Raw genomic sequence first — 23,492 nt, forward strand, 5'->3', positions numbered from 1 at the left:
AATCTGTCACTGAAAAGGAGAATGAATTATAATTGGAATCCTCTGCTCGTCGTGTTTTTTTTGTTTCATGTGTAGGGAAAACTAAGTGAGCGTTCAAGGGCATACTTTAAACAGAGTCCTTATCTTATGTTTTTTTAGTTAGACCGGTTTTTTATGGGAAAATATGTGAATTTTTCCTCGCTTTAGCTTCTGATTTCGGAATATTTTACCAGAAATCGAAAATGTACAGAGCTTTTACTAAAACATATGCAAAATGATCCTCCATAATTCTGCCTATATGTTTCTCATAGTTTTTTTGCATTTGATGGCGGTTATCGAAGGGAAAATACAGCTCTTCAAAATATTAAGCCTCTTGATTACGGTTTTTTAAAATCATTACATAGTCTTTGGAATGACAATAAACAAAAACACATAGCAAGTGTTAGCCGATATCGATATCTTCAATTGAGTTAACAAACGTTGGTCAAAAATGAAGGAAGTCTCAGAAATTGGGGCACTTACATGAATTAACTGATTTCCACCCGAAGGAAAGGTAAAATCTTATCGGGTATATAAGTTCAGTATTACGAATGAGATTGATTTTCATACGAATAGTGTTTTGAGTAGAAAATCTTATTTTTGAACTTAAACCTTTAGTTTTCCTCAAATTTCTCAATAGTTTATTTCCATTGGAACTTTTGATGATTACTTCAATTCTAGGCTTTCAATGTTTTCAAGCTGCTAATAAGACTTTAAAAGAAATTGAAGCTATAAATATGATCAAAAAAGGACAAGTAAATGATCTTTACTCTGTTCTATTATAGTGTCAAATTGCAGAAATATTTTTTTGCAACGGAACCTATTCATTTCTAATGTAATTTGTTATCGAGAGAATTCCTTGTGCATGCATCCCTCATTTCCAATGGAAAACACTAGCAGACGCCTTTTATTCCAATATAATATAATTTCGGGTAGATACAACAGAAAAAGAACTAATAGGAAGCCCAACAAACAGTAATATCATGTTACCTGAAAAAATGGCTCGGCAAATGTACGCGAAAAATCGTGAAAAGATACTTCAACATGCACGAAACGCACGGCGTGGATACTTTATTGTGAATTTTTATAATAATTATGATGTGAAAATAAGCTCTGAGAAAGATGATAAATCAGAGTTCAGCTTTCTAATACCTAGCGCGCTTGAATTTCTAGATGTTAAGTTTAACAAAGCATTGACTGATTATCTTACTTATGGTAAAAATCACTAATAAGCCCTTGACTCAGGTGAAATGAGAAAAAGAGGGTTCCGTTGCAAAAATTCAGAGCATTTTACAAAATCGTGCAAAACCTTCACAATAAGGTAATTTGAGTGATCAAATTGAGGTTAAAATAACATTTAAAGGAACTAATAATAGCCTCAAAGTACAGGAAAATTATTTTTGCGACGGAACCCTTTCGGTAACTGTTGATGGAGCAAATCGTCACTATAAAAAGCTTGAAAAAGAAACTTTAGATGCCATTCTTTTTGAAAGACCTTCTCCAGATGAGGGAATTCAGAATATCTATATGGAAACAGATTCAGAAGGCTGCTTATAAGATGGGAAAAAAAGGTTGAGAATTACCTTGCTATGCTTCAGTTAGCATGTGCATGGATAATATTTAGAGCAGCGGGACTTTTCGGATAGGCTCTTAGTGTTCAATACATCAAATACACCGAAAGAAAGGAAACTGCAAATATTTGGCGATCCACTCGAGGTACTCTGGAAAAATTGTATTTTCGATTTTTGCGGAGTAAAAAACTTTTATAGAAAAATGTTTGGGGTTATAGTTACCAGCAAGCTTGAAGAAAGACAAATGTGGCTAAAAGAAGTGAGAAAAACAGTAGATGCATATTTCCCTTAATTAGCCCCGAAAAGTCTATCTGAAAAAAGAAAACTCCAGGGTTGAAAATGGTTCAACCGTTGAGAAACAATTTAAAGGATTCTGAAAACTTAAACAGCTTCAGGGATATTATTCACTCACATATTATTTGCTCAAACATTTTTTGCTCAGGAGATTATTTTATCCAGCTGATTTGTCTGAGCAGCTATTTTGATTTCCTGGGCCATTCTCCTTCCGGTGGAGAGGTTTTCCTGCATCAGGTCCGCATAAGGGGAACCTGATACGTAAAGGTTTGTCCCCGCTACAATCCTTGCCGAAATCTCAAATACCTTAATCTCAAGCGAATCCGTAAAAACCGTTTCAAGGCAGAAAGCTCCTATCATCCCGCCAAAAAGGCCCAGAGACTCTTCAACTACACGTTCTCCCAGCGAAAAGATAAGCGGCAGCAGGGATTCTCTTGCTACTAGGGGTACGTTTCCTGTGACCACATATGTAGGACGGATACCTGCTTCTATAAGTTCCCTGGGTGAGCCGAGCCTGAAGATCTCATCGGCATTGGACTCTACCCTGCGGTCCATGCTAAGAAGCTCAAGGCTGCCCTCGCTTAAAGTGTATCCCTCATTTCTGATCGGAGAGTAGAAGTAGTGAAGGTAATAACGGGTTCCGGTAATAAATTCCTGAATTGTGTACTTCTGTGTATGGTCTACGAGCTCATCGAATTCTTCAAAGGTTTTTGCAACGAAGAAACCTTTTCCTCCCTTTGCTCCATCGTACTTAACCATTACAGGCCCATTGATATCGTGAGGGTCATCGATTTTACCGGGCATGTGAATGCCTGCTCCCAGTAGCCACTCCCTTTCTTTATCCCTGTCCGATTCCCATTCAAGTACAGCCCGGTTCCCGAATGTAGGCACAGCCATCTTTGCAAAATTTTCCGTGCCCAAGTAAGCAACAAATGAACCATGAGGAATAATGATAGTGTTTTTCTGTCTAAGTTCTTCGGCCTTATTCATTATATCTTCATAGCTTTCGACAACAAGGTATTCATCTGGCTTTGCCTTGGGGAATGCTTCATAAAATTTAGGCGGTTTGCCAACGCAGATTCCCAGAGTCCTGAATCCTTCTTTTCGAGCTCCATCAAATATTTGAAGGCTTGAGTGAGAGCAGACTGTTGCAATTGTAATGTTTTCTAAATCGTAATTATTCAGAAATTCAAGAACCTGCTGTTTTGTGATCATAATTGGTACCAGCGGAAAATTTAGATTAGAATATACAATGTTATATTTAAGGTTAAGGTCTGGATTCTATATATAAATATAGTAGTTGATGTATATTTACCTATAATAAATAAAAATTTATATTAAGATCGGTACAAACTAAAGTACAGACTGAATAAAAATAAGCAGGTTTTTAACTCAGGAAATAAGTATGAACGGGCTTGAAGATCGAAATGGTTTAGACGGGCTTGAAGATCGAAATGGTTTAGACGGGCTTGAAGATCGAGATGGTTTATCGGAAACCAGCGAGATGCTGGAAGGGCCTGACCGAATGGATCAGGACAGCAGGGTGCTTATTCTCCCGGTAAATGGGGAATCCAGAAAGATCACGCAGATTCTTTCCAATGAAACATCGTTAAAGATCCTAGAACTGCTCGGGAAAAAAAGCATGTCTGCAACCAAGATTGCAGAGGAGCTGAATCTCCCCCTTACCACTGTTAAGTATAATCTTGATTCTCTGTTCGAATCCGATCTTATAAAAATCAAACAAATAAAATGGAGCCAGAAAGGGCGGCAGATAAAAATCTACGAGTCAGTAGAAAAACTGATTGTCCTTGTTCCTTCGAGGACCTCTATAGACAAGCTCTCTATCATAAGTCTGCTGCAGAAGTACATGGGGGTAATCGGAGCTGCCTTTTTTGCAGTTGCGGGGATAGAATACTTTTCAGCCTATATGCAGGCACAAAGGATCGTTGATGCAACTGCTCCCTTGAGAATGGGGGTAACTGAGGCAGCAAATAAGTCTTCCCCCGAAGCAATGGTTACGAGAGTCAACGAGAGCAACAATATGAGCCCTAAGCTAGCTCTCGACCAGCAGATACCAGAAGGAGCTCCGCAGGCAAGTTATGAGACTTTGAAAACCGGAACAGGAAATACATCTTCTGGAGTGGAAGCTGGCCCGGTTCACGGAGCTGCTGAGGTTCCCATGTCCTCTCCAGATGGTTTGGATTCTACTCATGGGCTTCCCCCTGTCCCGTCTGAAGGGCTCGCTCATGCAGGCGGGATTCACGGGCTTTATGATACTCTTTCTCTTCACCCTGGAGTCTGGTTTCTTTTCGGATGTATTTTTATAGTATTTCTGATGATTGTAAGAGAAGTCTATTATAAGAAAAAAGCCAAGTAATCAGAGATTGGTATGAGAGTCGCTTTAAAGCTTGCATACATAGGCACCGAGTTTCACGGCTCCCAGATCCAGCCCAATGTCGAGACCGTGGAGGGAGAACTCTTCAAGGCTCTTCGGAATCTCGGGATCATAGAAAGCCCCAAATCTGCTAATTATACCTGTGCCGGCAGGACCGACGCTGGGGTTCATGCCCTCGAACAGATTGTCGCTTTTGACACGGACAAACCGAACCTAGCAATTCCAAGGGCCATAAACTCCGAACTTCCCCCAACGATCTGGGCCTGGGCCCACGCGGAAGTGCCCCTCGACTTTGACGCTCGGAGAGATGCGGTTTCCAGACACTACCGCTATGTGATGAGCGGGGAAGAGTACAATATATCCAGGATCCGGGAAGCTTCAAAATTGCTGATTGGAACCCATGATTTTGAAAACTTTTCAAGAACCGATGGAGAAAAGAGTACGATTCGCACCCTGGAAAGGATAAACGCCCGCGTAGATGGAGAGCTTACAAAAATCGATGTTGTTGGACATAGTTTCCTCTGGAATATGGTCCGAAAAATAGTGACCGCACTTTCCATGATCGGAAAAGGAGTACGTGATAACGATTGGCTGCTTCAGATGCTAAATCCCGATATATACGAAGAAGGAATCGAACCTGCTCCTGCCTATGGGTTGACCCTTATGAAAGTGAATTACAAAGAAAATCTGAGATGGGTCGATGACAATTATTCCATAAGGAGAGCAGGTGAGCAAAACCAGAAACGCATACTCAGCCATAGGGTTATGGCAGAAGTACTTGAAGAACTGATTTCTCATGAGTAAGAATGCCCTTTAAGGGCATTCTTTATATTCTACATTTAATTTTGATTCTAATTTTTTATTTCCATTTTCATTTCCACTTCTTTCTGAAAAATAGTTATTGTCCGGGTAAGGCTTCTATGCACTCTCTGGACATAAATATCAAGAACCTTAAGTCCTGCCTTTTCTCCGTATTCTAATGCGGCCTTGTCCGAAACTACAATTGCTATGCCTCCTGGCTTCAGAACACGGTGGATCTCCTCCAGAGCACAGGAATAAAGTTCTTCCAGGGATCCGGCAATAACTGCTGCCGACCTGCCGTATGGCGGGTCAGTAACGACTGCATTTATTGTTGCTTCCTTAAACGGAATCCTACAGGCGTCCCCTTCCATCAGAGCATAGTCCAGCTTAAAGGCTTCAAGATTCATACGGGCACCCACAACAAGTTTTTCCTGGGCATCGACTCCTATAACCCTTGCTCCCACAAGTCCGGCTTCAACAAGAATACCGGCAGTGCCGCAGAAGGGATCCAGAATGAGTTCACCTGGCTTTATTCCTGACAGGTTTGCAAGGACGCGTGCGACCCTGGGCATAAGGACCCCAGGATGGAAAAAAGGTTTGTTCTGGGGAGTTCTGGATTCGTATGCGTTTCTGTCGATAGAAGACAGGATGGTCCCCAGTACAGCTTTTTCACTCAGGATTACTCTAAATTCCACATCAGGGTTTTTCAGATTTGCCCGAAAGCCCTTTCTGTAGATGCAGCCTCCGATTTTCTGTTCAAGAAGCTCGCCCGGAAAGTCCACATTATGTTTGATCCGTTTTGCCCTGACCACAAAACTTTGTCCTTCCCTGATATAGCTAGAGGGATCAAATGCCTCTGCAAGTTTCAGGATCATGTCCGGGGTATTTTCGGAAATTCCTACAACTTTAAGGATATGGTGGGTCATTGACAGCCTTTCGGTTATCGGGCCTCTAAGTATTCTTTCCACACCCTCTTCTTTGCCTGCTATATCCACTACCAGGCACTGATCAATCCTGGTGTGAGGGTGAAAATCAAGCCCTTCTATTTTGAGGCAGGCAAAGACTTCGGCAGATGGCAGTTCTTCATGCTCTCCAGAGAGTTCAAAAGCGTATAACATTGGTGATCCGGAATAAGTTGATAATTATAGTTTGAAATAATATTCGTAGCGTGTAATTCGGAAATAATGTCAAATTTATTATGCGAATGCGAGGATAATCCTCCGCCATTAAATGGAATTTCTCAAAAAGTGAAAGCGGCAAATCCGGCAGAAATTGCCTGAATAAGTATCAATTAAAAGCAATCCTTTTAGTTAAAAGCAATTTTTTCTTAAAACATTTTTTCCAGGGTTTCCCTGCCAGTCATTCCGGGCTTAATCCCAAGTTCCCTGGCTAACTGAGTTACTTCGACGACCTGGGCTTTGAGCATATCTTCAAAACTTTGTACGCCTTTTACCTTTGCTGCCGTATCCCCGAGTGTCTCTGCAGCATTTACATTCAGGTATCCGCACATCAGGAACCCTTTTTCTGCCCTTATAACCAGAAGGGGATATTTTTGCATCTCAAAGCGGAGGCCAAGGGCGCACCCGCCTTCAAGTCGGATTTGTTCTATGAGCATGTTTTTCAGAATAAGCTTCAAGCCAGATTAACTTTTTGGACTCAGGTGGAGCTGTGTAAGGAAATTTTTGAAAAACCCTGAGGATTCCCGGGCCTCTGCTGTTTCTTCAGCAGCTACGGTTTTGTTCCTGATTTCTGTGCTCTCGTTTTCTACAGCCTTCTCAGTATTTTCTGTTATTTCCTGCAATTTTCCTCTTGAGCTCTCGTTCTCAGAAAGCCAGAGAGTTATATTTCCACTAGAGTCGAAGCTGCCTTTGAGCACGGTAAGGTTGTTTTCAAATCCCGAATTTTTTCCATTCAGTCCTTCGATTATCTCTGCATCAAAACCCTGAGGTAATCTGATCGTAAGATTCGAGTTCGGAGTGCCCATGAACCAGATTTCGGTTTCCTGACCTGCTTCTTTTTCAAAATTGTAGGTTACAGTGGCGCGGTTTGTAATAGCCGAACTTTTATTGGTCTTGCCGAGAGCTTCTTTCGAGATCCAGAAATCAACATCCTTGACTTTAATAGCCTCTAAAGTACCATTAAGCTTTACGTCAGGTTTTGTTTCTATAGCTTTTTCCATTCTGTTCCTGAGAACTGTCTCCGCTTTCAGGATTTCCCAGGCATTGACAAAGTTGTCGTCATTGCCTGCTTGCAGGTCTATAAAATCCCTAAAAATAACGGATTCGTTGTCTGTAATTTGTTCTTCATATTCCCAGGTCATTCCTCCCCTTTCCAGTGTGATGTTATTACTAGGAATGAAGGCAGCAGTACAGGGTTCTGCCAAAAGGGCAGGCGTAAGAAGAGTTATTAATAAAAACCAGGTTAAAAGAAGGTTATACAGTTTCAAGGCGCTCAACTCATCTTTTATTTATCACTCTTTTTTCACCTTATTATTCTTCCTCTTCTCTTTTCCCGGTTTTATTTTTTCTCTATTCTTTTCCGGTTTTATTTTGTTGTGACTTCGCAGCCGTCCTGGGTTATTACTATGGTGTGCTCTGCCTGGGCTACAAGTCCACCTGCACTTTCAAGAAGCACGGGATAAGAGTGAAGAATTCCTGCTTTTTCAAGCTGGATTAATACAAACTCCAGCCTGTCGGACTCAAGCCAGCGCTTTGCAAAAGGCAATTCCCTGTATTCTTCTACCTGTTTCAGGACGTTTCGGACTGCAGGCATGCGGACCGGCTTTTTTCTTATAAGGCTATATATTTCGGCCCAATTTCCGTCATGGACAAAACCTGCACCATCCGTAGCGAAGGGCTCGATTGCAAGCACATCTCCTTCCTTTAGAACGACTCCTCCTTCTACATGCCTGTTCGGAACAGAAGGTTCATCATGAGCCTCGTATTGGGAAAGCCCGTGGCCTGTCAGGTTCATTATCGGATTCAATCCATAACTGCGAATACTGTCCTCGATTGCAGCCCCGATTTCTCCTGTAGCAATCCCTGGCCTTGCAAGGTCAATGGCTGCGGCAAGAGCCTCTTCAGCTGCTTTAAGGATATCCGGATTTCCTGAAAGGTCAACAGTCACAGCCGCGTCTGCAATGTATCCGTCCACGTGGACTCCAAGGTCCAGCTTGACCATATCTTTTCCAAAAACGTCAGCGCTTCCTGCCTTTGGGGTTGCATGTGCGGCCTCTTCGTTTCTAGATATGTTGCAGGGAAAAGCCGGCCTTCCCCCAAGCTCTATAGTCCGATTTTCCACAAATTCCGCAACTTTCAGCAGACTGTTTCCGATCCTGATCATTTCCACGGCTTCGGCCCTGACAATCTTCAGGATCCTGCCTGCGTCCCTGTATTTTTCAAGGATCTCTTCTTTATTGTGCACATTATCAGTCATGTTGACTCCTTATTGGATGATAATAGATCCCTGCCCGGATTGATAAATTGTAAATTCCTGAGTGTGTGTTCCCGCTTGTAAACCGTGAATTTTCGATTTGGACAGGTTAGGTATTATCAAAGAAGATATAAACAGATTCAAACAGATTTTTTAAATTATAAAGATGTTATAATACAAATCTCTTTTCCAGTCCTGTAAGATTTTCACATCCATTTTCAGTAACCAGTACCATATCTTCAAGCCGTATTCCTCCGGTTTCAGGGTAGTATAAGCCGGGTTCGATAGTAATTACGTTGCCCACTTCAAGTAAAACTCCGTTTTCTCCAACTCCCGGAAGTTCATGTATGTCCAGTCCGACCCCATGTCCTGTGGAGTGAATAAATCCTACTTTCGAACCACTCATGTAGGTGTCATAGCCATGCGCTTCGAACACATCACAGACCGCATTATGCACATCAGCTGCCGGCACTCCTGGCTTAACCATTTCAAGCCCTTTTTTCTGGGCTGCAAATACAGCTTCGTACATCTTTTTGAGCTCTTCCGAAGCCTTTCCATGCAGAACTGTGCGCGTCATGTCTGCAAAATAACGTTTCTTCTTGCTTCTCGGGAAAATGTCCAGGATAATTGGTGCGTTTGCCTTTAAAGGGCCATCTGTAGTTCCATGGGGATTTGATGTATCCCTGCCGCATGAAACGATAGTCTCTTCTGCCTCGCATCCATAATCAAGCAGGGCATGGTCGATAACTGAGAGCACTTTAGATCCTGTCAGCACCTGTCCTTCATGATAGAGAATACCTTCCCTTTCTTCGGCTCCTGCTATCAGTGCTATTGCGGCTTTCATAGCCTTTTCTCCAGCTGTCTGTGCATACTTTATGGCTTCAATTTCTTCCGACCTCTTCAAGCTCCTGATTTTCCTGAAAGGGCTTTTTATGGGCACTACGGAGAAACCTGCTTCTTTGAGGGAATTCGAGTAAAATATGGGAAAATAATAAGGTACTGCAACTCTTTTTATTCCTTCTCCCGAGAGCAGCTCGGATATGCAGGCTGCATAGGCGATAGATGCGTCTTTTTTCTCCTTGATCTTCTCCCGATAGCCTAAATCCTGATTCGTCTTTATAGTAGAAACCCTTGACTCGATTTCAGCTCTCCCTTTTTCCATCTCCGAAATAAAAAGTACTTCTTCTCCTGCTCCTGTTTGCAGGTATACGAAATCGTCGGACGCCAGGAAGCGGGTCACATAATAAATATCGGAATCATGAATATTCCCTGTCATAAGATAAGCATCGGTTCCTGCTTCTTCAAGGGCTTTTTTTATGCTGAATTCTGGCTCTATCATGCAAGGTTATTCTGGCGTTTGTGGATAAAGTTCTTATTGTCAGGACGGTTTTCCGTTTATCCTTAACATTTCTTCCTTCATTTCATAATCCAGAATAAAAAGCTCCTCGAGCATTGCAAAATAATGGTTCAGAGGCTCTGTCATTTCGTCTGAAAACCTGAGAAAGCATACATACTTCTTCCTTCCCAGCTCTTTTACCAAGATTTTATTTTCAGGCTCCTCTTCTTCCGGTTTCCAGAAAATTTCCGCAGTGCATCCGAGGATTATCCGAATACGCAAGGTCAGTTCTCTTCGAATTTTTTCTTTTTTAAAATCGAGATAGTCCCTGGAAATTCCTACCTGAAGCAATTCGTTTCTGTGAACCCAGTAATCGCCGCCGTTGAGGTGGGCTTCAACAATATCCGGGATCCTAAGGGGCAACTCATTCAGGTCTGACCTTGATCTATTGAGTTTTTTGCTATCTAATTCCAAGTTGTCAGGAGAAGATATCCCATACGAAGAAAGCATGGAGGTTTCCATTTCTCTTCGAATCCATTCAAAGGTGAAACTTTTGGCAGCTTCAATAAAAGTGAGGGCTTCAATTTCCATTTTCTCTCTAATAGCTTCCGATTTCTCCCTTAGACGTTTGATTTTTTCGCGGGGCTCATCTGAAATATCGGTTTCCTTCTCCATTTTGTATTTTCCCTCTTGCCTTCTTTTTAATTTTTATCTATTTTCTCTTACATAGTTTATTTCTCATCGTATCTCAAGGATAATTTTCAAGGCTTCTAGAAAGTATGACACTGGTCGAATAAATGGAAAAAAAGGTAAGCTGAAATCGGAGTCAAGGGTTTAAAATACGGTAGAATTCACAGCTGAGCCAAAAAAGAATAGATTCAAAATAGAAACAAGTAAAATTGGCTGGTAGCTAGATCAGGTTAAGTAAAAAACAGGAAAGTAAAAATTAAATGAAAGTAGGAATTAGAAAAAGATACAATTAGAAGCATCTTACATCAGAACTAAAAAATAAAAGTGAAATAAAGAAGCGCCCGGACCGGGATTCGAACCCGAGTCGGAGCCTCGACAGGGCTCCATGATAGGCCTCTACACTATCCGGACACTTTAGTCTCTTTAGCTACTGTTTTTGCCCGCGTTGCGAGCAAACCTTAAATGTCTTTCCGATATATAAATGTTCCCGTTGAAGGTTTTCGATTCTGGTAAATGTTTCAGGTCCCGCCTCCCAGACTCGAACCGGGGACATCGCGGTGCCTGCGCAGAAATGTACGGGTAATTTTTCCCGCACGAGCCGAACTACAGCCGCGCACTCTACCACTGAGTTAAGGCGGGACGATGTATGTTAATCAATTACTGCACTGCCTCAGTGCACCATCTCCATATATGGTGATGATATTTATGTTTTTCGCTGAATGTGGTTTAGAGGGAAACCTTTTTAAAATTTTTCACATATAAAAGTTCGTCCCAAAACTCATTTAATTCTTAATTATCAGAAATTTTCCGAGTTGTTTTTATGATCCGGAACTCAGTTAATTATAATCTAAATGCTAAATTCAAAGAAGTAAATTTTAAGTTCGGAACAGGCTCAGATGAAAAGTTCTTAGTCGTATGGCCAAAGATACCTTATAGTCCTGTTAAAAGGACTTACATTCAGATGACAAAAAGTACCTTAATATCACTAATTGCCTTAAAGCCCAATATTCATCTCTAATTTTTTGAAAATCTATAATTTCAGCCTTAATTTGTTTATAATATGTCTCTAAAAAGCAATTTCGGATTAACAATGATAATATTAAAAATAATAGCAGTAGAAATAATAGCAGTAAAAAAGGTTTGAAAAGAACCGGAAGGTTCTTCTCAATAAGATTTACATTGTTTAGAAAGTATTCAATTCTCCTCTGATCACCATTTCGGTAATCTTTGTCACATTGGAAAGCCAGTCATCAATGACAACTTCGGCTTCCGCTTTGGCCTTGTCAAAAGAGGCTCCTTCCCTGGGGATAATCTGTGCACTTGCCACGAGTGGCTGGTCAATGGGTTTTCCGATCTGGGAAAGCAGTCTGACATAAACATCCTGCACGTCCGGAACTTGCCTTACAATATCCCGGGACATCTGAGTCGAGAGGAGATTGTAGATTTTGCCTATATGGTTTATCGGATTCTTTCCGCTAGTTGCCTCCATACTCATAGGCCTGTTTGGCGTGATCAGCCCATTGCAGCGGTTTCCACGCCCGACAGAACCGTCATCTCCCATTTCAGCTGAAGTGCCTGTAACTGTAAGGAAAACACAGCTGGTTTTCAGGTTATCTCCGGTGTTAATGCAGACCTTCACATCGCGTTCGGTGTAGCGAGTTGAGAGTTCTTCTACGTACGTTTTCATCTCTTCGGTCATGCTTATATAACTGTCCAGGTCATCGATATACCTCCCAATCATGCCGCTGCATATTGTAAGGGTTATATCTTCTCCATCCCTGAGTCCCATGACCTTCATATCTTCTCCGATTGCAGGCATGCGTGATTTCAGGTCCGTGAGGAGTTGCCTTTCTGTATTGTATACGAGATTTTCAAGTTCGGAAAAAGGAGCATGCCCAACCCCGAATGAAGTGTCATTTGCAACCGGAACCCTATCTCTTTTGAAGACATCCCTCAGGTCTGAGGACCCTGTCCCGAGTTTGCAGTCCATGATCACGTCTCTTTCAAGGTCCATATTCACAAGGGTATTCTTAAGGTATCTTCTGGCAGCGTGAAGGGCCACAGATTCGGTAGCAAGCTCAACACCTTCGAACTCTTTTGTGGCTCTGCCTACCAGTAGGATATATATTGGTTGCAGCACTTCTCCGCTCCCGAATTTAGGGCTGGATCTTCCGGCTACGATCTGGGTTTCGTCGGTGTTGTGGTGGAGTACGGCTCCGCATTTGCTTATGTATTCCCTGCATAGTGCGCGGCTTACGGCTTCGGCCAGTCCGTCCGATATGCTGTCAGGGTGCCCTATCCCTTTACGTTCTACAAGCTCTATCCGCTGTTTCTCAATCGGGGTTTGCAAAAGCTCTTCTACTTTGATATTTCGGGCCATTTGGATCCTCTTTTTTTAAAATTAACAATAGTTTTATTAGTAAATGTTGATGTTATTGGTTTACTATTTTTCGGTCAGTTATATCATCAGTCTGCTTTTCTTAGCACTTAGTTTTAATTAATTCCCATATCTCTATAACATTAATATTATTATATATATGACTCGAGAGTCAGTTTCTATTAGATTACTAGGGCTATATATTTATTCCCGTGAATTAATTACTGGAAGTAATGAACTTACAAAAAATATATAGTTTTACTTTTAATATTAAAAGCTTATTCAATTACCTATTAAAATTAATTCCACCAAGCTGTGTTATTCTCTATGAACTTATTTTTCTCGAAGGAAAATTTCAATGAGATCTTACCGTGAAGTCTATATTATACTAGAGTATTTTGAATAAACGTTTTTATTTGGATGAGCTTACCCGGGGGAAAATTTCCCGGCAGATTACTGATTCGAGGACACAGTAGATGATTCGCATTGCAATACCCAACAAAGGACGCCTTTACGAACCCACAATCTCTATTTTCAAAGATTCAGGGCTCCCAATCAGTGGAGGAGCCGAAAGTCGAAAACTCTTTGCACAAACTATAGATCCGGATATCCAGATCCTCTTTGCCAGGGCCGCTGATATCCCTGAGTATGTACAGGACGGAGCTGCAGACGTCGGTGTCACGGGACTGGACCTCATTACGGAAAGAGGAGCAAAGGTTGAAACCCTTCTGGACCTGAAGTTCGGGAAAGCCAGCCTTGTTCTGGCTGTCCCTGAGGATTCCAATTTCCAAAAAGCTCAGGACCTTGAAGGCAAAAAGATTGCAACCGAGTTTCCGGAAATTACGAGTCAGTACTTTAAAAAGCTGGGAGTTAACATTGAGGTCATAACGGTCAGCGGAGCCTGTGAAATGACTCCACATGTGGGAATTGCAGACGCAATTGTGGATATCTCAAGTTCAGGAACGACTCTGATGATCAACCGCTTAAAAGCTATTGACGCAGTCTTTTCTTCCACTGTCTACCTGATCGCAAATAAAGAAAGCCTCAGGGCAAAGAACAAAATCCTGGATATAAAAACTGCACTGGAAAGCGTGCTCAATGCAAAGCAGCGGCGCTATCTTATGATGAATGTTCCCGAGGCTTCCCTTAAGGCAGTAAAAGAGGTCTTGCCAGGAATGTCAGGCCCAACCGTCATGAAGGTTGAGCCCAGTAAATTATCCGGTGAAGCGATCCTTGCAGTTCATGCCGTCGTGGACGCGGATCTTATTTTTACCATTGTAAACAAGCTTAAGAAAGTCGGGGCAAAGGATATCCTTGTCGTCCCCATCGAAAGGATAATGCCCTGAAAGGAAAATGATTGGGAAAATAAACAGAATGATATTTCTCGAAGATATTCCGGAGATGTAATTTTCAATGGTTTTCGAAGTGATTCCTGCGGTGGATATGAGGGGAGGGAAATGCGTTCAGCTTGTGCAGGGTGTACCTGGCAGCGAAATCGTATCCCTTGATGACCCTCTTGCAATCTCCCTTGACTGGGTTGGAAGAGGAGCAAAGACCCTTCACCTGGTAGATTTGGACGGAGCAATCGAAGGCGAACGCAAAAACGCCTTGATAATTGAAAAAATCGTCCGCTCGTGCAGGGAAAAAGGAGTGAGTATTCAGGTTGGAGGAGGTATTCGTAGCTTTGAGGATGCAGTTTCTCTTCTTGAACTAGGGGTTTCGAGGGTGATTCTAGGAACCGCTGCCCTTCAGAACCCGGAACTTGTAAAACGGATTTCCAGCGCCTTTGGTAACGAATGTGTAACCGTTGCCCTGGATTCAAAAAATGGAAAAATCTCAATCAAGGGCTGGACTGAAGAATGCATGCAAACTCCTGTGGAAATGGGCAGAAAATTTGAAGATCTGGGTGCAGGCAGCTTGCTTTTTACGAATATAGATACAGAAGGCCTTATGCAGGGGGTAAATCCTGTCCCTACAAAGGAACTTGTTGAATCTGTCAGCATTCCTGTAATCGCATCCGGAGGAGTAAGTTCTCTGCAAGATCTGCAAGTTCTAAGGGAAACTGGAGCTGCAGGAGTTGTGATAGGCAGCGCTCTCTACACAGGTAGGTTCACACTTGAAGATGCGATTGAGACAACCCGGTGCAAATGACCGGGAGCTTTTTTTAATTTACTGGCAGAGATTCACCACTGCTCATTTCCTTAATTTTCCGGGGCAAAAAGGAGACCAGAGATGAACAGGCAACCAAATACAAAGTATTTATAAATTTAAAGAGAATGTGATGCTGTATGAGAACAGGCAAAATATCCCGAAAAACAAAGGAAACCGACATCCAGCTTGAACTTAACCTTGATGGCACAGGAATTGCAGATGTTAGCACTGGGATCGGGTTTTTTGATCATATGCTTACTTCTTTTGCAAGGCACGCGGAATTTGACCTTAAAATTCGTGCCGAAGGCGACCTTTATGTGGATGAGCACCACCTGGTAGAAGATGTCGGGATAGTTCTAGGAAGGGCTCTTGTAGACGCGCTTGGAAACATGGCAGGGATCGCCCGTTTTGGAGAAGCCAGAATTCCAATGGACGAAGCTCTTGCCGAGGTTGCCCTGGACATAGGTGGACGCAGCTATCTTGTCCTGAAAGCCGAGTTTGCGGCCTCTCAGGTTGGGCAGTTCAGCACTCAGCTTGTGAAGCACTTTTTTGAAACTCTCGCCTCAAATGCAAAAATTACCATACATGCGAATGTCTACGGAGGTAACGACCATCACAAGATCGAAGCTCTTTTCAAAGCTTTTGCCTATGCCATGAAAAGGGCTGTAAAAATCGAAGGCAAAGAGGTAAAAAGTACTAAAGGCACCCTATAAACTTTTATTGTTTATTGCTATTACTCTCCGAGTCAAGCCACCCTAATTGTGTCGCCTGAGTTCCATTTTAGGACCACATAAAATCGGAGATTTTCTAGAAGTTGCGATGTAATCGTAAGAGCAAGAGGGGCATTTTTACCCGTTTCGCTCGCTCAAGCGGATTAATTTATGGGCAAGTAAAATTGCCTTCCAACTCTCTTAATAGGGCTATTTTATAATATGGGTATCCACTTTGCCGGGGGAGTGCTGCAAAAGACTCAAAGAAAAATAGAAAGCATTGCTGAAAAACATGGAATTCTACAGAAAAGGGACAAGCTTGCCAGAAAGAGAGTAAGAACAATTTTTTGAGGCTAATTAGAAGTAAGCAAAAGGGTTAAGCGGGCTCGAAGGGATTTGAACCCTCGACGTCTGGGTTAGAAGCCCAGCGCTATATCCTGGCTAAGCCACGAGCCCAATTTGCTTTTCCTATTGCGGAATACGAAATGCGCGTTTTAAGATAAAAACTTTTTGTATGGATATGTAATTTGAATTGTAAAAAATCTTAAAATATTTATATAGAAGCGGAATTGTAATATATATTCAGTAACTACCCGCTTATTCAACATTTTACTTAAGAATTCGCAAGTATGGAAACTTCCCTGGGGCATTAGTTTTTAAAACCCTGCGCAGGGCTTACATACTGTCAATGAGTGAAAAAAGTAAATGGCCTATTGAGGTTTGCATATTAAAAATTATAGAGATTTTCGATAAATCTCTGATTTCAACAAATTGCTTATATACTAGTTATAAGACAACCAGCCAAAAATCGGGGTTTTTCAAAATCTTCTATATTTGATTGAAATTATCAAGAAAACATGTAAACTCTACAGGTAAATAAGATTTCAGAGGATTGTTCACAAATGAGTGAGTTACTAATTTACTTGGATGGGAAATTTGTTCCCAAATCCGAAGCCAGGGTTTCGGTCTATGACCACGGTTTCCTTTATGGTGACGGCGTGTTTGAAGGTATAAGGGCATACAATGGGCGCGTCTTTAAGTTAAAAGAACATGTTGACAGGCTTTATGACTCAGCAAAGGCGATTGCAATGGATATCTCTCTTACAAAAGAAGAGATGAGTGAGATAATCCTTGAAACCCTTCGAAAAAACAATCTCAAAGATGCTTACATCCGCCCAATCGTTTCAAGAGGAGTCGGAGACCTAGGGCTTGACCCCCGCAACTGCGAGAAACCCAGCGTGGTTGTTATAGCCCAGGGCTGGGGAGCCATGTACGGCGACCTCTACGAAGTAGGGCTGAAAGGAGTCAGCGTTTGTATCCGGAGAAATGCGCCTGATGCCCTATCTCCAAATATCAAATCTCTGAACTATCTGAACAATATCCTGGCAAAGATTGAAGCAAACGAGAAAGGAGGAGACGAAGCTATTTTCCTGGACCAGAACGGTTTTGTTTGTGAGGGTTCCGGAGACAATATCTTCATAGTCAAGAACAATCAGGTCTTTACCCCCTTTACAATCAGCAACTTGAAAGGGATAACAAGAGCCACAGCCATCGAACTCCTGGACGAGATAGGATATAAGGTAATCGAAGCAAATCTCGGCCTATTTGACCTTTACACAGCAGATGAAATCTTTGTCACAGGCACCGCAGCCGAATCTGCCCCTCTGACCAAACTTGACGGAAGGCTCATAGGCACAGGCAAACCCGGAGCCCTGACACTGAAAATGGTTGAAGCCTTTGACAAAATAACCCAGAGCACGGGCACACCCATTTATAAATAAAAGGGCAACTCTGAAGAATGAAAGGAAAAAACAGGCAGTGGAATAATGCGGGACTTTTCCCGCCCTGATTCTTTTTTGATCAGTGTTTTAAGCAGCTCCTCTTTGAGATTCTTTTTGAGCTTTCCTTTAGCTTCGATTTGAATTTTTACTAGCAGATTTCCTTCCTGCGGTCCGGTGCAAAGCTGTTCACATCAGGTTTGCCTCTCTGTGACAGCTTTTCTCGAATAGAGCCTGCTTTACGCTAACTGTCTACAGTATCTTCCCTTAAAGAAAAAAATAAGTATAACACAGGCCGGGAAATACTATTAAACTAAAAAATCCATCTGAAGGCCGGTAGAATCAGGATTAGATTTCTATGAAGCGCAAAGAGTTTCGAAAACTTATCTCTGTGGACAAGGCACGGGAAATAATAAACAGCCTGCAGGTTATTCCTGGAAAGGAAAGCTTAGCCCTTGAAAACGTACACGGTAATATCCTTGCAGAAGATATTGTTACCGAAATTAATGTCCCTCCTTTTCCAAGAGCTATAATGGATGGTTATGCTGTCAGGGCAGAAAATACATATGCATGCAGCGAAACCGAGCCTGTAAGGTTAAGAAGAGTGGGGGATCTTCCTGCAGGCTCGGATGCAAAATTCACGGTTTTGGCAGGGGAAACCGTGGAAATAGCTACTGGAGCACCTATCCCTGAAGGCGCTGATTCTGTTGTCATGGTCGAATACAGCTCTGAAGAAAATGGAACCGTGTCGATTTACAGACCTGTAGCTGTGGGAGAAAACATCATGAAAGCCGGTTCGGACATCCTGAAAGGAGAACGTGTACTCAGAGCAGGACGGAAACTCGGAACCAGGGAAATCGGAGTGCTTTCTTCTGTCGGGAAAAAAGAGGTTCCTATTCTTAAATTGCAGGTGGGGATAATCTCAACAGGAGATGAGCTTGTGCGTCCCGGAGAAAAACTTGCTTATGGAAAGGTATACGATGCAAATTCCTATACATTATACGCCGGGGTACAGGAATGCGGAGCCTTCCCTCTGCTTTACGGGATTATACCGGACAATGAGACGGTCATGAAAAAGGCACTTGAAACTGCAGTTTCGGAATGTGCCCTGATCCTGACTTCTGGCAGCACATCATCCGGAGCCGGGGATGTGATGTACAGACTGATAGATGAAATAGGAGAGACCCTTGCCCACGGTATAAATATAAAACCCGGAAAACCTGTGGTTATTGGCATAATAAAAGACGTCCCCATTATAGGGCTACCTGGAAACCCCACATCCACATTAATGATTTTTAATGAATTCGTAGCTCCCCTCCTCAGGAAAGTCCTTGGAGCCGAAACCGGGCTCAAAAAAGTAGAAAACGGAATTATGGGAACTGCTTTCCGTTCAGAAGGAAGACAGCAGCTACTCCCTGTAGGCCTGATTCGGGGGCGAGTGTATCCCGCAGATAGAGGTTCAGGCGCCATAACCTCCCTTTCCGAAGCAGATGGATTTATCGAGATCCCGCCCAGTACTGAATTTATTGAGGCAGGAACCCCTGTTGAAGTGACCCTTTTCGGAGAAGTCGAAAAACCTGACCTTCTGATAGCAGGAGGTTTCTGTCCAAGCCTTGACCTGCTTGAAAACCTTAGCGGACTTCGCTTCAGGACATTTTATACCGGGTCAAGCGGAGGCTTTAGTGCAATTGCCGCAAACATAGCTGATATTGCAGGTGTGAATATGCCTTCGATATATCCCGGAGGGCAGGCTGGCATTCTGTACAATATCCCGACAATAGAGAATATGAAGCTTTCAGGTGCTGTACTTGTCAAAGGGTACAGGCGAGAAGTAGGGCTTCTTATAAGGCAGAACACTCCGATTTCAGGGCTTTCTGACCTTCCAGGCAAGCGCCTGATTAACCGGAACCTCGGCTCAGGAACAAGAACTCTTCTTGATCTGAAAATTGCAGAACTCGCAGGTAAAAAGGGAATTAGCAAAAAGGATTTAACGGATTCTATACCCGGATATACATCTGGAGCAAAATCTGAAGTTGCAATATGTGAAGCAGTTGCCTCAGGAAAGGCCGATGCAGGAGTAGGAATAAGAAATTGTGCCGGAAAGAGCGGCCTGAAATTTATAAAATTTGCAGATGAAGAGTATGATTTCCTGATAAGGAAAGAAGTGCTGGAAACTCCCGAAGTCCGCCATTTCCTGAAAATATTTAATTCCGACGAATTCGCTTCAAAGCTCCAGGCAGGGATTCACGTGTATGAGAAGACAGGAGAGATGATATCCTTTGAATAACTGTTTTTCTGAATATTTACTGGAACCGTACCTTCCAAGAAGCTTTAAATAATATTATACTTATTAAGAGATATAAATGAACCAGAATATTCTTAGCATTCAGAACCAGTAAATAGAATCATTCCATAGGTATATATATTTCATTCAACTATTCAGGATAAAATACCCAGATAACGGATCTGTTTTAGATCAAAAAAGGTTTGCAGAGACCGCATGGATGCGGTTTATTTTTTCAAGTAGTATGAAAATCATTTATTCAGTCCCGAAATCGGCAGGTTCCAGATGAGCAGTATACAGGAGCAAATACAGGAAGTAGAAGACGAAATCCGAAAGACCCAGTACAACAAGGCAACTTCCCACCATATAGGCAGGCTGAAGGCCAAGATAGCCCGTATGAGGGATGAAGTCGAAAAGAAAGCTTCGGCAAAAGGCGGAGGGGAAGGGTACTCGGTAAGGAAATCAGGAGACGGAACCGTAACGCTTGTGGGTTTTCCGTCAGTAGGGAAATCTACGCTTCTGAACAAGCTCACGGATGCCAAGTCAGAAGTAGGGGCATATGATTTCACGACCCTTACAGTTATCCCTGGAGTGCTCGATCACAAAGGAGCGACAATCCAGTTCCTTGACGTGCCAGGGCTTGTGAAAGGTGCGTCTTCAGGGCGTGGGCGCGGAAAAGAAGTCATATCGGTTGTCCGGAACTCGGACATGGTTGTATTTTTGCTCGATGTCTTCCAACCCAAACATTATGAAGTACTTATGGATGAACTTTACCAGGCCGGAATCCGAGTGGATGAAGGGGCGCCTGATGTGGTAATTAAGAGAAAAGACAGAGGCGGAATAGAGATCAACTCAACCATTGACCTTGACCTGGACGATGAAACTATCAAGGCTGTACTGGACGAGTACAAGATCCATAATGCCAGTGTACTTATAAGGGAAAATATAACAGTTGACCAGCTTATTGACGTTGTCCTGAACAACCGCAGTTATGTCAGGTCACTTATAGCCATTAATAAGGTTGACCTTGCCTATCCGCAGCTGATCGAAGAATGCAGAAGAATATATCCGGACTCCCTCTTCATTTCAGCCCACAAAGGTATCAACATCGAAACTCTCAAAGACTCTATTTACGACAGGCTGGGTTTCATTCGGGTTTACTTAAAGCCGCAGGGCCAGGCCGCAGATATGGAAGAGCCACTTATAGTAATGAGCGGAACAAATATAGGCCAGATCTGTGACCGTCTGCACCGAGATTTCCGCAGAAAATTCCGCTATGCCCAGGTATGGGGTACATCCGCAAAACATCCCGGACAACGAGTTGGCCTTGACCATAGAATGATGGATGAAGATATCCTTACAATTATCATTCAGAAGTAAAAGAAAATTCGGGAAAAGAAAAAGAAAAAGAAAAAATCAGAAACTTTCGCATCCCGTACTTTTTTCTGAGTTATGCGCTCTCAAAGGCATTTATTGTCTCAGAGGCATTTGAGAAAACACTTCTTTTACCCTCATTTTCGGAATCCAGGGAGCTATTGGCTTCGACTTCTTCTTCAAACTCAGCAGCGCATTCAGCCGGGCTTTTTCTGGGAGTGCTTTCAGGCATTTTCTTGAAAATCTCGATTTTCCCGGTAGCTTCGAGACCATACCTTTCTTTTGCAGCTTCGAGAATAGTTGCAAGCATTCCTGAGTAAGAAATATCAGCGTAAGCTGCCATTTTTGCTAGGTGCCCGTCCCAGCACCAGCCGGGGTTAGGATTTACTTCAAGAAGCCGGGGTTTTCCTTCAGCGTCAAGCCTCCAGTCAAAACGAGCATAATCCCGGCAGCCCAGCCTGTTGAAAAGAGTAAGACACCATTTTACAATTTCCTTACTAGTCTTTTCCGGGAGATCTGCAGGGATGGATTTGATCTTCCAGTAAGGAGAGTCAGGAAGCCACTTGGCCTCATAACCACAGATTTTTGGAAGTTCTTCAGGAACTGCCGAGTAATCTTCCTCTGTGATAGGCAGTACAGTACATCCAGGCGGGTTTCCGATAATGCCAACACTAATATCTTTTCCAGGAAGGAATTCTTCCAGCAAAAAAGGCTTATCTGATCCTATTTTATCCCGGGTTTCAGCCAGAATTTCTAGAAGCTCCTCCACACTATGGACGATACTTTTTTGTGTAATTCCGAAACTCGAGTCCCCTGAGTTAGGCTTTATAAGCAAGGGAAAAGAGAGAGAAAGCTTTTTAAGGTCAAAATCCCCGATCACAAGCATTCCCTTTGCGACAGGAATTCGTAGCTCTCTGGCAACTCCCCTTACAATGGACTTGTCATAACAGAAAGCAAGGCATTGAGGGCCTGCTCCTGTATAAGGGATATTCAGTTGTTCAAGCAAGGCAGGAACATGAAGTTCTTTTGTAGGGTCATTGTAAAAACCTTCATCACATAGGTTAAGTACAAGATCAATTTTTCCTGCCTTCTTCTTCAGATCGTCAAGCAGCATTTCATGCCTGTCAAAGAAAGTAAATCTCATGAAAGGAATCTCTGCAAGCGCCGTTTTCATTTTCTCAAGCGTGTCGAAATCATCGTCGTCGAACACACAGGCAGGCTTGACCTGGTCTTCTTTTCTCGGATCTCCCAGCACGACTGCAATGTTCATGGGTTTTTTATTCTCAGCTGCCTGAAGAGAAGAATGCCAGGGTTTTTCAACAAAAGCCGAGAGCAGGATTCTCTGTTCCATCATCCCTGCGTCCTGAGTGCCTGCGGATACAGGACTGAAGATTGTATGAAAAGTAGGACTGCTAAATCCTGACGCAGTAAGCAGCTCAAAAAGGCTTTCCTTATTGTATAACCTTTCAGCATAAAACTGGTCTGCGATTATTCCCCTGTCAATGCGGCTTATAACTTCCCTACAAATTAACCTGTCCCCATCTGCTGAAAGAGCCCTTTCCCTGCAGACAAAGTACTTTCTGTCCAGCCATTCCCATGACCTCGGCTGGAAGCTCTTTTTCATATGATCTCCGTCTACTGCATCAATAAAAACTCTACCCTCTGGCTTCAGAACTCTGAAAATTTCTTCAAGAACTTTTCGATCCTGCAGAGTTGAATCAAAGTAGCCAAAACTGTTGCCCATGATAGTAACTACATCAAAAGTATCAGAAGGATAGGGAAGTTTTCTTGCATCCCCCTCTCTGAACCTGACCTGCAGGTTTTCCTTCTGTGCTCGGGTTCTTGCCTTCCTGATAAGGTACTGGGACCTATCATACCCCTCCACGTTTGAAAAACCTCTTCTTGCCAGCTCAAGTACGTGTCTTCCCTGTCCGCAACAGAGATCAAGAATTTTTTCTTCCGGAGATACTCCTAAAATGGAAACAATGAGATCGACCTCTTTCCTGGTTACCTCCAAATCATCCAGAAGGTCGGCATCAGTCTTAAGATAAAGTGAGTTAAAAAGAGTCTGCCACCAGTCGGGCCGAACATGAGTTTCAAGATCTTCAACAGGCCCGAAGGTTTTTTTCTGTACGGTACCCTTAGCGCGTTTGCGCCTATTTGTATCTGTATTATTCTGGGTCATGATCTTATATCTTCCAGAAAAAAGTGTATGTGCTTTGAGTATATCAAGTTTATTAGAGGGTTTGGAACCTTATATACTTTTAGAAGAAAGAGATTG

Annotated in this window: 18 protein-coding genes, 3 tRNA genes and 1 pseudogene; 10 read left to right on the forward strand and 12 right to left on the reverse strand. The window is 42.7% G+C overall.

The features are described from left to right. Nucleotides 1-1,431: 1,431 nt before the first annotated feature. Both RG963_RS00005 and RG963_RS00010 read left to right on the forward strand, forming a co-directional pair. Nucleotides 1,432-1,664: pseudogene (locus RG963_RS00005) on the forward strand (IS5/IS1182 family transposase); the annotation flags it as partial. Nucleotides 1,665-1,671: 7 nt separating this feature from the next. Further along, on the forward strand, nt 1,672-1,881 hold the full coding sequence (locus RG963_RS00010) for a hypothetical protein (protein ID WP_310574220.1): 210 nt from the start codon (nt 1,672-1,674) through the stop codon (nt 1,879-1,881). A 146-nt stretch (nt 1,882-2,027) separates the two neighbouring features. Here RG963_RS00010 and RG963_RS00015 read toward each other — a convergent pair whose 3' ends face one another. Then, on the reverse strand, nt 2,028-3,098 hold the full coding sequence (locus tag RG963_RS00015; protein WP_310574221.1) for a formate--phosphoribosylaminoimidazolecarboxamide ligase: 1,071 nt from the start codon (nt 3,096-3,098) through the stop codon (nt 2,028-2,030). Between the two features lie 190 nt (nt 3,099-3,288). On the opposite strand from RG963_RS00015, the gene RG963_RS00020 reads away from it, so the two are divergent. Beyond that, nucleotides 3,289-4,260, forward strand: a complete 972-nt coding sequence (locus RG963_RS00020; protein WP_310574222.1) for an ArsR/SmtB family transcription factor — start codon at nt 3,289-3,291, stop codon at nt 4,258-4,260. Between the two features lie 12 nt (nt 4,261-4,272). Then, on the forward strand, nt 4,273-5,082 hold the full coding sequence (gene truA, locus RG963_RS00025; protein WP_310574223.1) for a tRNA pseudouridine(38-40) synthase TruA: 810 nt from the start codon (nt 4,273-4,275) through the stop codon (nt 5,080-5,082). Nucleotides 5,083-5,129: 47 nt separating this feature from the next. Here the strand turns inward: truA and RG963_RS00030 are convergent, their stop codons facing one another. The 9 genes from RG963_RS00030 to RG963_RS00070 form a co-directional block, all read right to left on the reverse strand. Further along, complete coding sequence (locus tag RG963_RS00030; protein WP_310574224.1) at nt 5,130-6,197, reverse strand: TRM11 family methyltransferase; 1,068 nt, start codon at nt 6,195-6,197, stop codon at nt 5,130-5,132. Nucleotides 6,198-6,406: 209 nt separating this feature from the next. Then, nucleotides 6,407-6,694 carry a YunC family protein gene (locus RG963_RS00035; RefSeq protein WP_310574225.1) on the reverse strand — a complete coding sequence of 96 codons (288 nt, stop codon included), beginning with the start codon at nt 6,692-6,694 and terminating at the stop codon, nt 6,407-6,409. Between the two features lie 27 nt (nt 6,695-6,721). Beyond that, nucleotides 6,722-7,399, reverse strand: a complete 678-nt coding sequence (locus RG963_RS00040) for a hypothetical protein (RefSeq protein ID WP_310574226.1) — start codon at nt 7,397-7,399, stop codon at nt 6,722-6,724. A gap of 224 nt (nt 7,400-7,623) precedes the next feature. Then, nucleotides 7,624-8,514 (reverse strand): type II methionyl aminopeptidase, encoded by an 891-nt coding sequence (map, locus tag RG963_RS00045; protein WP_310574227.1) that lies wholly within the window; start codon nt 8,512-8,514, stop codon nt 7,624-7,626. Nucleotides 8,515-8,680: 166 nt separating this feature from the next. Next, nucleotides 8,681-9,850, reverse strand: coding sequence for a M24 family metallopeptidase (locus tag RG963_RS00050; RefSeq protein ID WP_310574228.1), 1,170 nt, complete (start codon nt 9,848-9,850; stop codon nt 8,681-8,683). 39 nt (nt 9,851-9,889) lie between these two features. Further along, a complete protein-coding gene (locus tag RG963_RS00055; RefSeq protein WP_310574229.1) occupies nt 9,890-10,522 on the reverse strand; it encodes a hypothetical protein in 633 nt (210 codons plus the stop codon). Nucleotides 10,523-10,875: 353 nt separating this feature from the next. Next, nucleotides 10,876-10,948 (reverse strand) — tRNA-Asp (locus tag RG963_RS00060). A gap of 112 nt (nt 10,949-11,060) precedes the next feature. After that, nucleotides 11,061-11,176 (reverse strand) — tRNA-Tyr (locus RG963_RS00065). A gap of 544 nt (nt 11,177-11,720) precedes the next feature. After that, the gene (locus RG963_RS00070; protein WP_310574230.1) at nt 11,721-12,917 is read right to left on the reverse strand and encodes a methionine adenosyltransferase; all 1,197 of its coding nucleotides are present in this window, start codon (nt 12,915-12,917) and stop codon (nt 11,721-11,723) included. A 473-nt stretch (nt 12,918-13,390) separates the two neighbouring features. Here RG963_RS00070 and hisG point away from each other — a divergent pair, with 473 nt between their 5' ends. From hisG to hisB, 3 genes are all read left to right on the forward strand, one after another. Beyond that, nucleotides 13,391-14,260 carry an ATP phosphoribosyltransferase gene (hisG, locus tag RG963_RS00075; RefSeq protein ID WP_310574231.1) on the forward strand — a complete coding sequence of 290 codons (870 nt, stop codon included), beginning with the start codon at nt 13,391-13,393 and terminating at the stop codon, nt 14,258-14,260. Between the two features lie 67 nt (nt 14,261-14,327). Then, nucleotides 14,328-15,065 carry a 1-(5-phosphoribosyl)-5-[(5-phosphoribosylamino)methylideneamino]imidazole-4-carboxamide isomerase gene (gene hisA, locus RG963_RS00080; protein ID WP_310574232.1) on the forward strand — a complete coding sequence of 246 codons (738 nt, stop codon included), beginning with the start codon at nt 14,328-14,330 and terminating at the stop codon, nt 15,063-15,065. Between the two features lie 137 nt (nt 15,066-15,202). Beyond that, nucleotides 15,203-15,778: an imidazoleglycerol-phosphate dehydratase HisB gene (gene hisB, locus RG963_RS00085; RefSeq protein ID WP_310574233.1), complete on the forward strand. Its 576-nt coding sequence runs from the start codon at nt 15,203-15,205 to the stop codon at nt 15,776-15,778. A 378-nt stretch (nt 15,779-16,156) separates the two neighbouring features. Here hisB and RG963_RS00090 read toward each other — a convergent pair. Next, nucleotides 16,157-16,231 (reverse strand) — tRNA-Arg (locus RG963_RS00090). Between the two features lie 446 nt (nt 16,232-16,677). On the opposite strand from RG963_RS00090, the gene ilvE reads away from it, so the two are divergent. The 3 genes from ilvE (at nt 16,678) to RG963_RS00105 (ending at nt 21,217) form a co-directional block, all read left to right on the forward strand. Further along, complete coding sequence (ilvE, locus tag RG963_RS00095; protein ID WP_310574234.1) at nt 16,678-17,556, forward strand: branched-chain-amino-acid transaminase; 879 nt, start codon at nt 16,678-16,680, stop codon at nt 17,554-17,556. A 355-nt stretch (nt 17,557-17,911) separates the two neighbouring features. After that, entirely contained in the window at nt 17,912-19,840 is a 1,929-nt protein-coding gene (locus RG963_RS00100) for a molybdopterin biosynthesis protein (RefSeq protein WP_310574235.1), read from the forward strand. A gap of 282 nt (nt 19,841-20,122) precedes the next feature. Continuing rightward, the gene (locus tag RG963_RS00105; RefSeq protein ID WP_310574236.1) at nt 20,123-21,217 is read left to right on the forward strand and encodes an OBG GTPase family GTP-binding protein; all 1,095 of its coding nucleotides are present in this window, start codon (nt 20,123-20,125) and stop codon (nt 21,215-21,217) included. A gap of 70 nt (nt 21,218-21,287) precedes the next feature. Here the strand turns inward: RG963_RS00105 and RG963_RS00110 are convergent, their stop codons facing one another. Continuing rightward, nucleotides 21,288-23,396, reverse strand: coding sequence for a methyltransferase domain-containing protein (locus RG963_RS00110; RefSeq protein WP_310574237.1), 2,109 nt, complete (start codon nt 23,394-23,396; stop codon nt 21,288-21,290). Nucleotides 23,397-23,492: the final 96 nt, after the last annotated feature.

This window comes from Methanosarcina baikalica, assembly GCF_031461075.1.
GTDB classification, from domain to species: domain Archaea; phylum Halobacteriota; class Methanosarcinia; order Methanosarcinales; family Methanosarcinaceae; genus Methanosarcina; species Methanosarcina baikalica.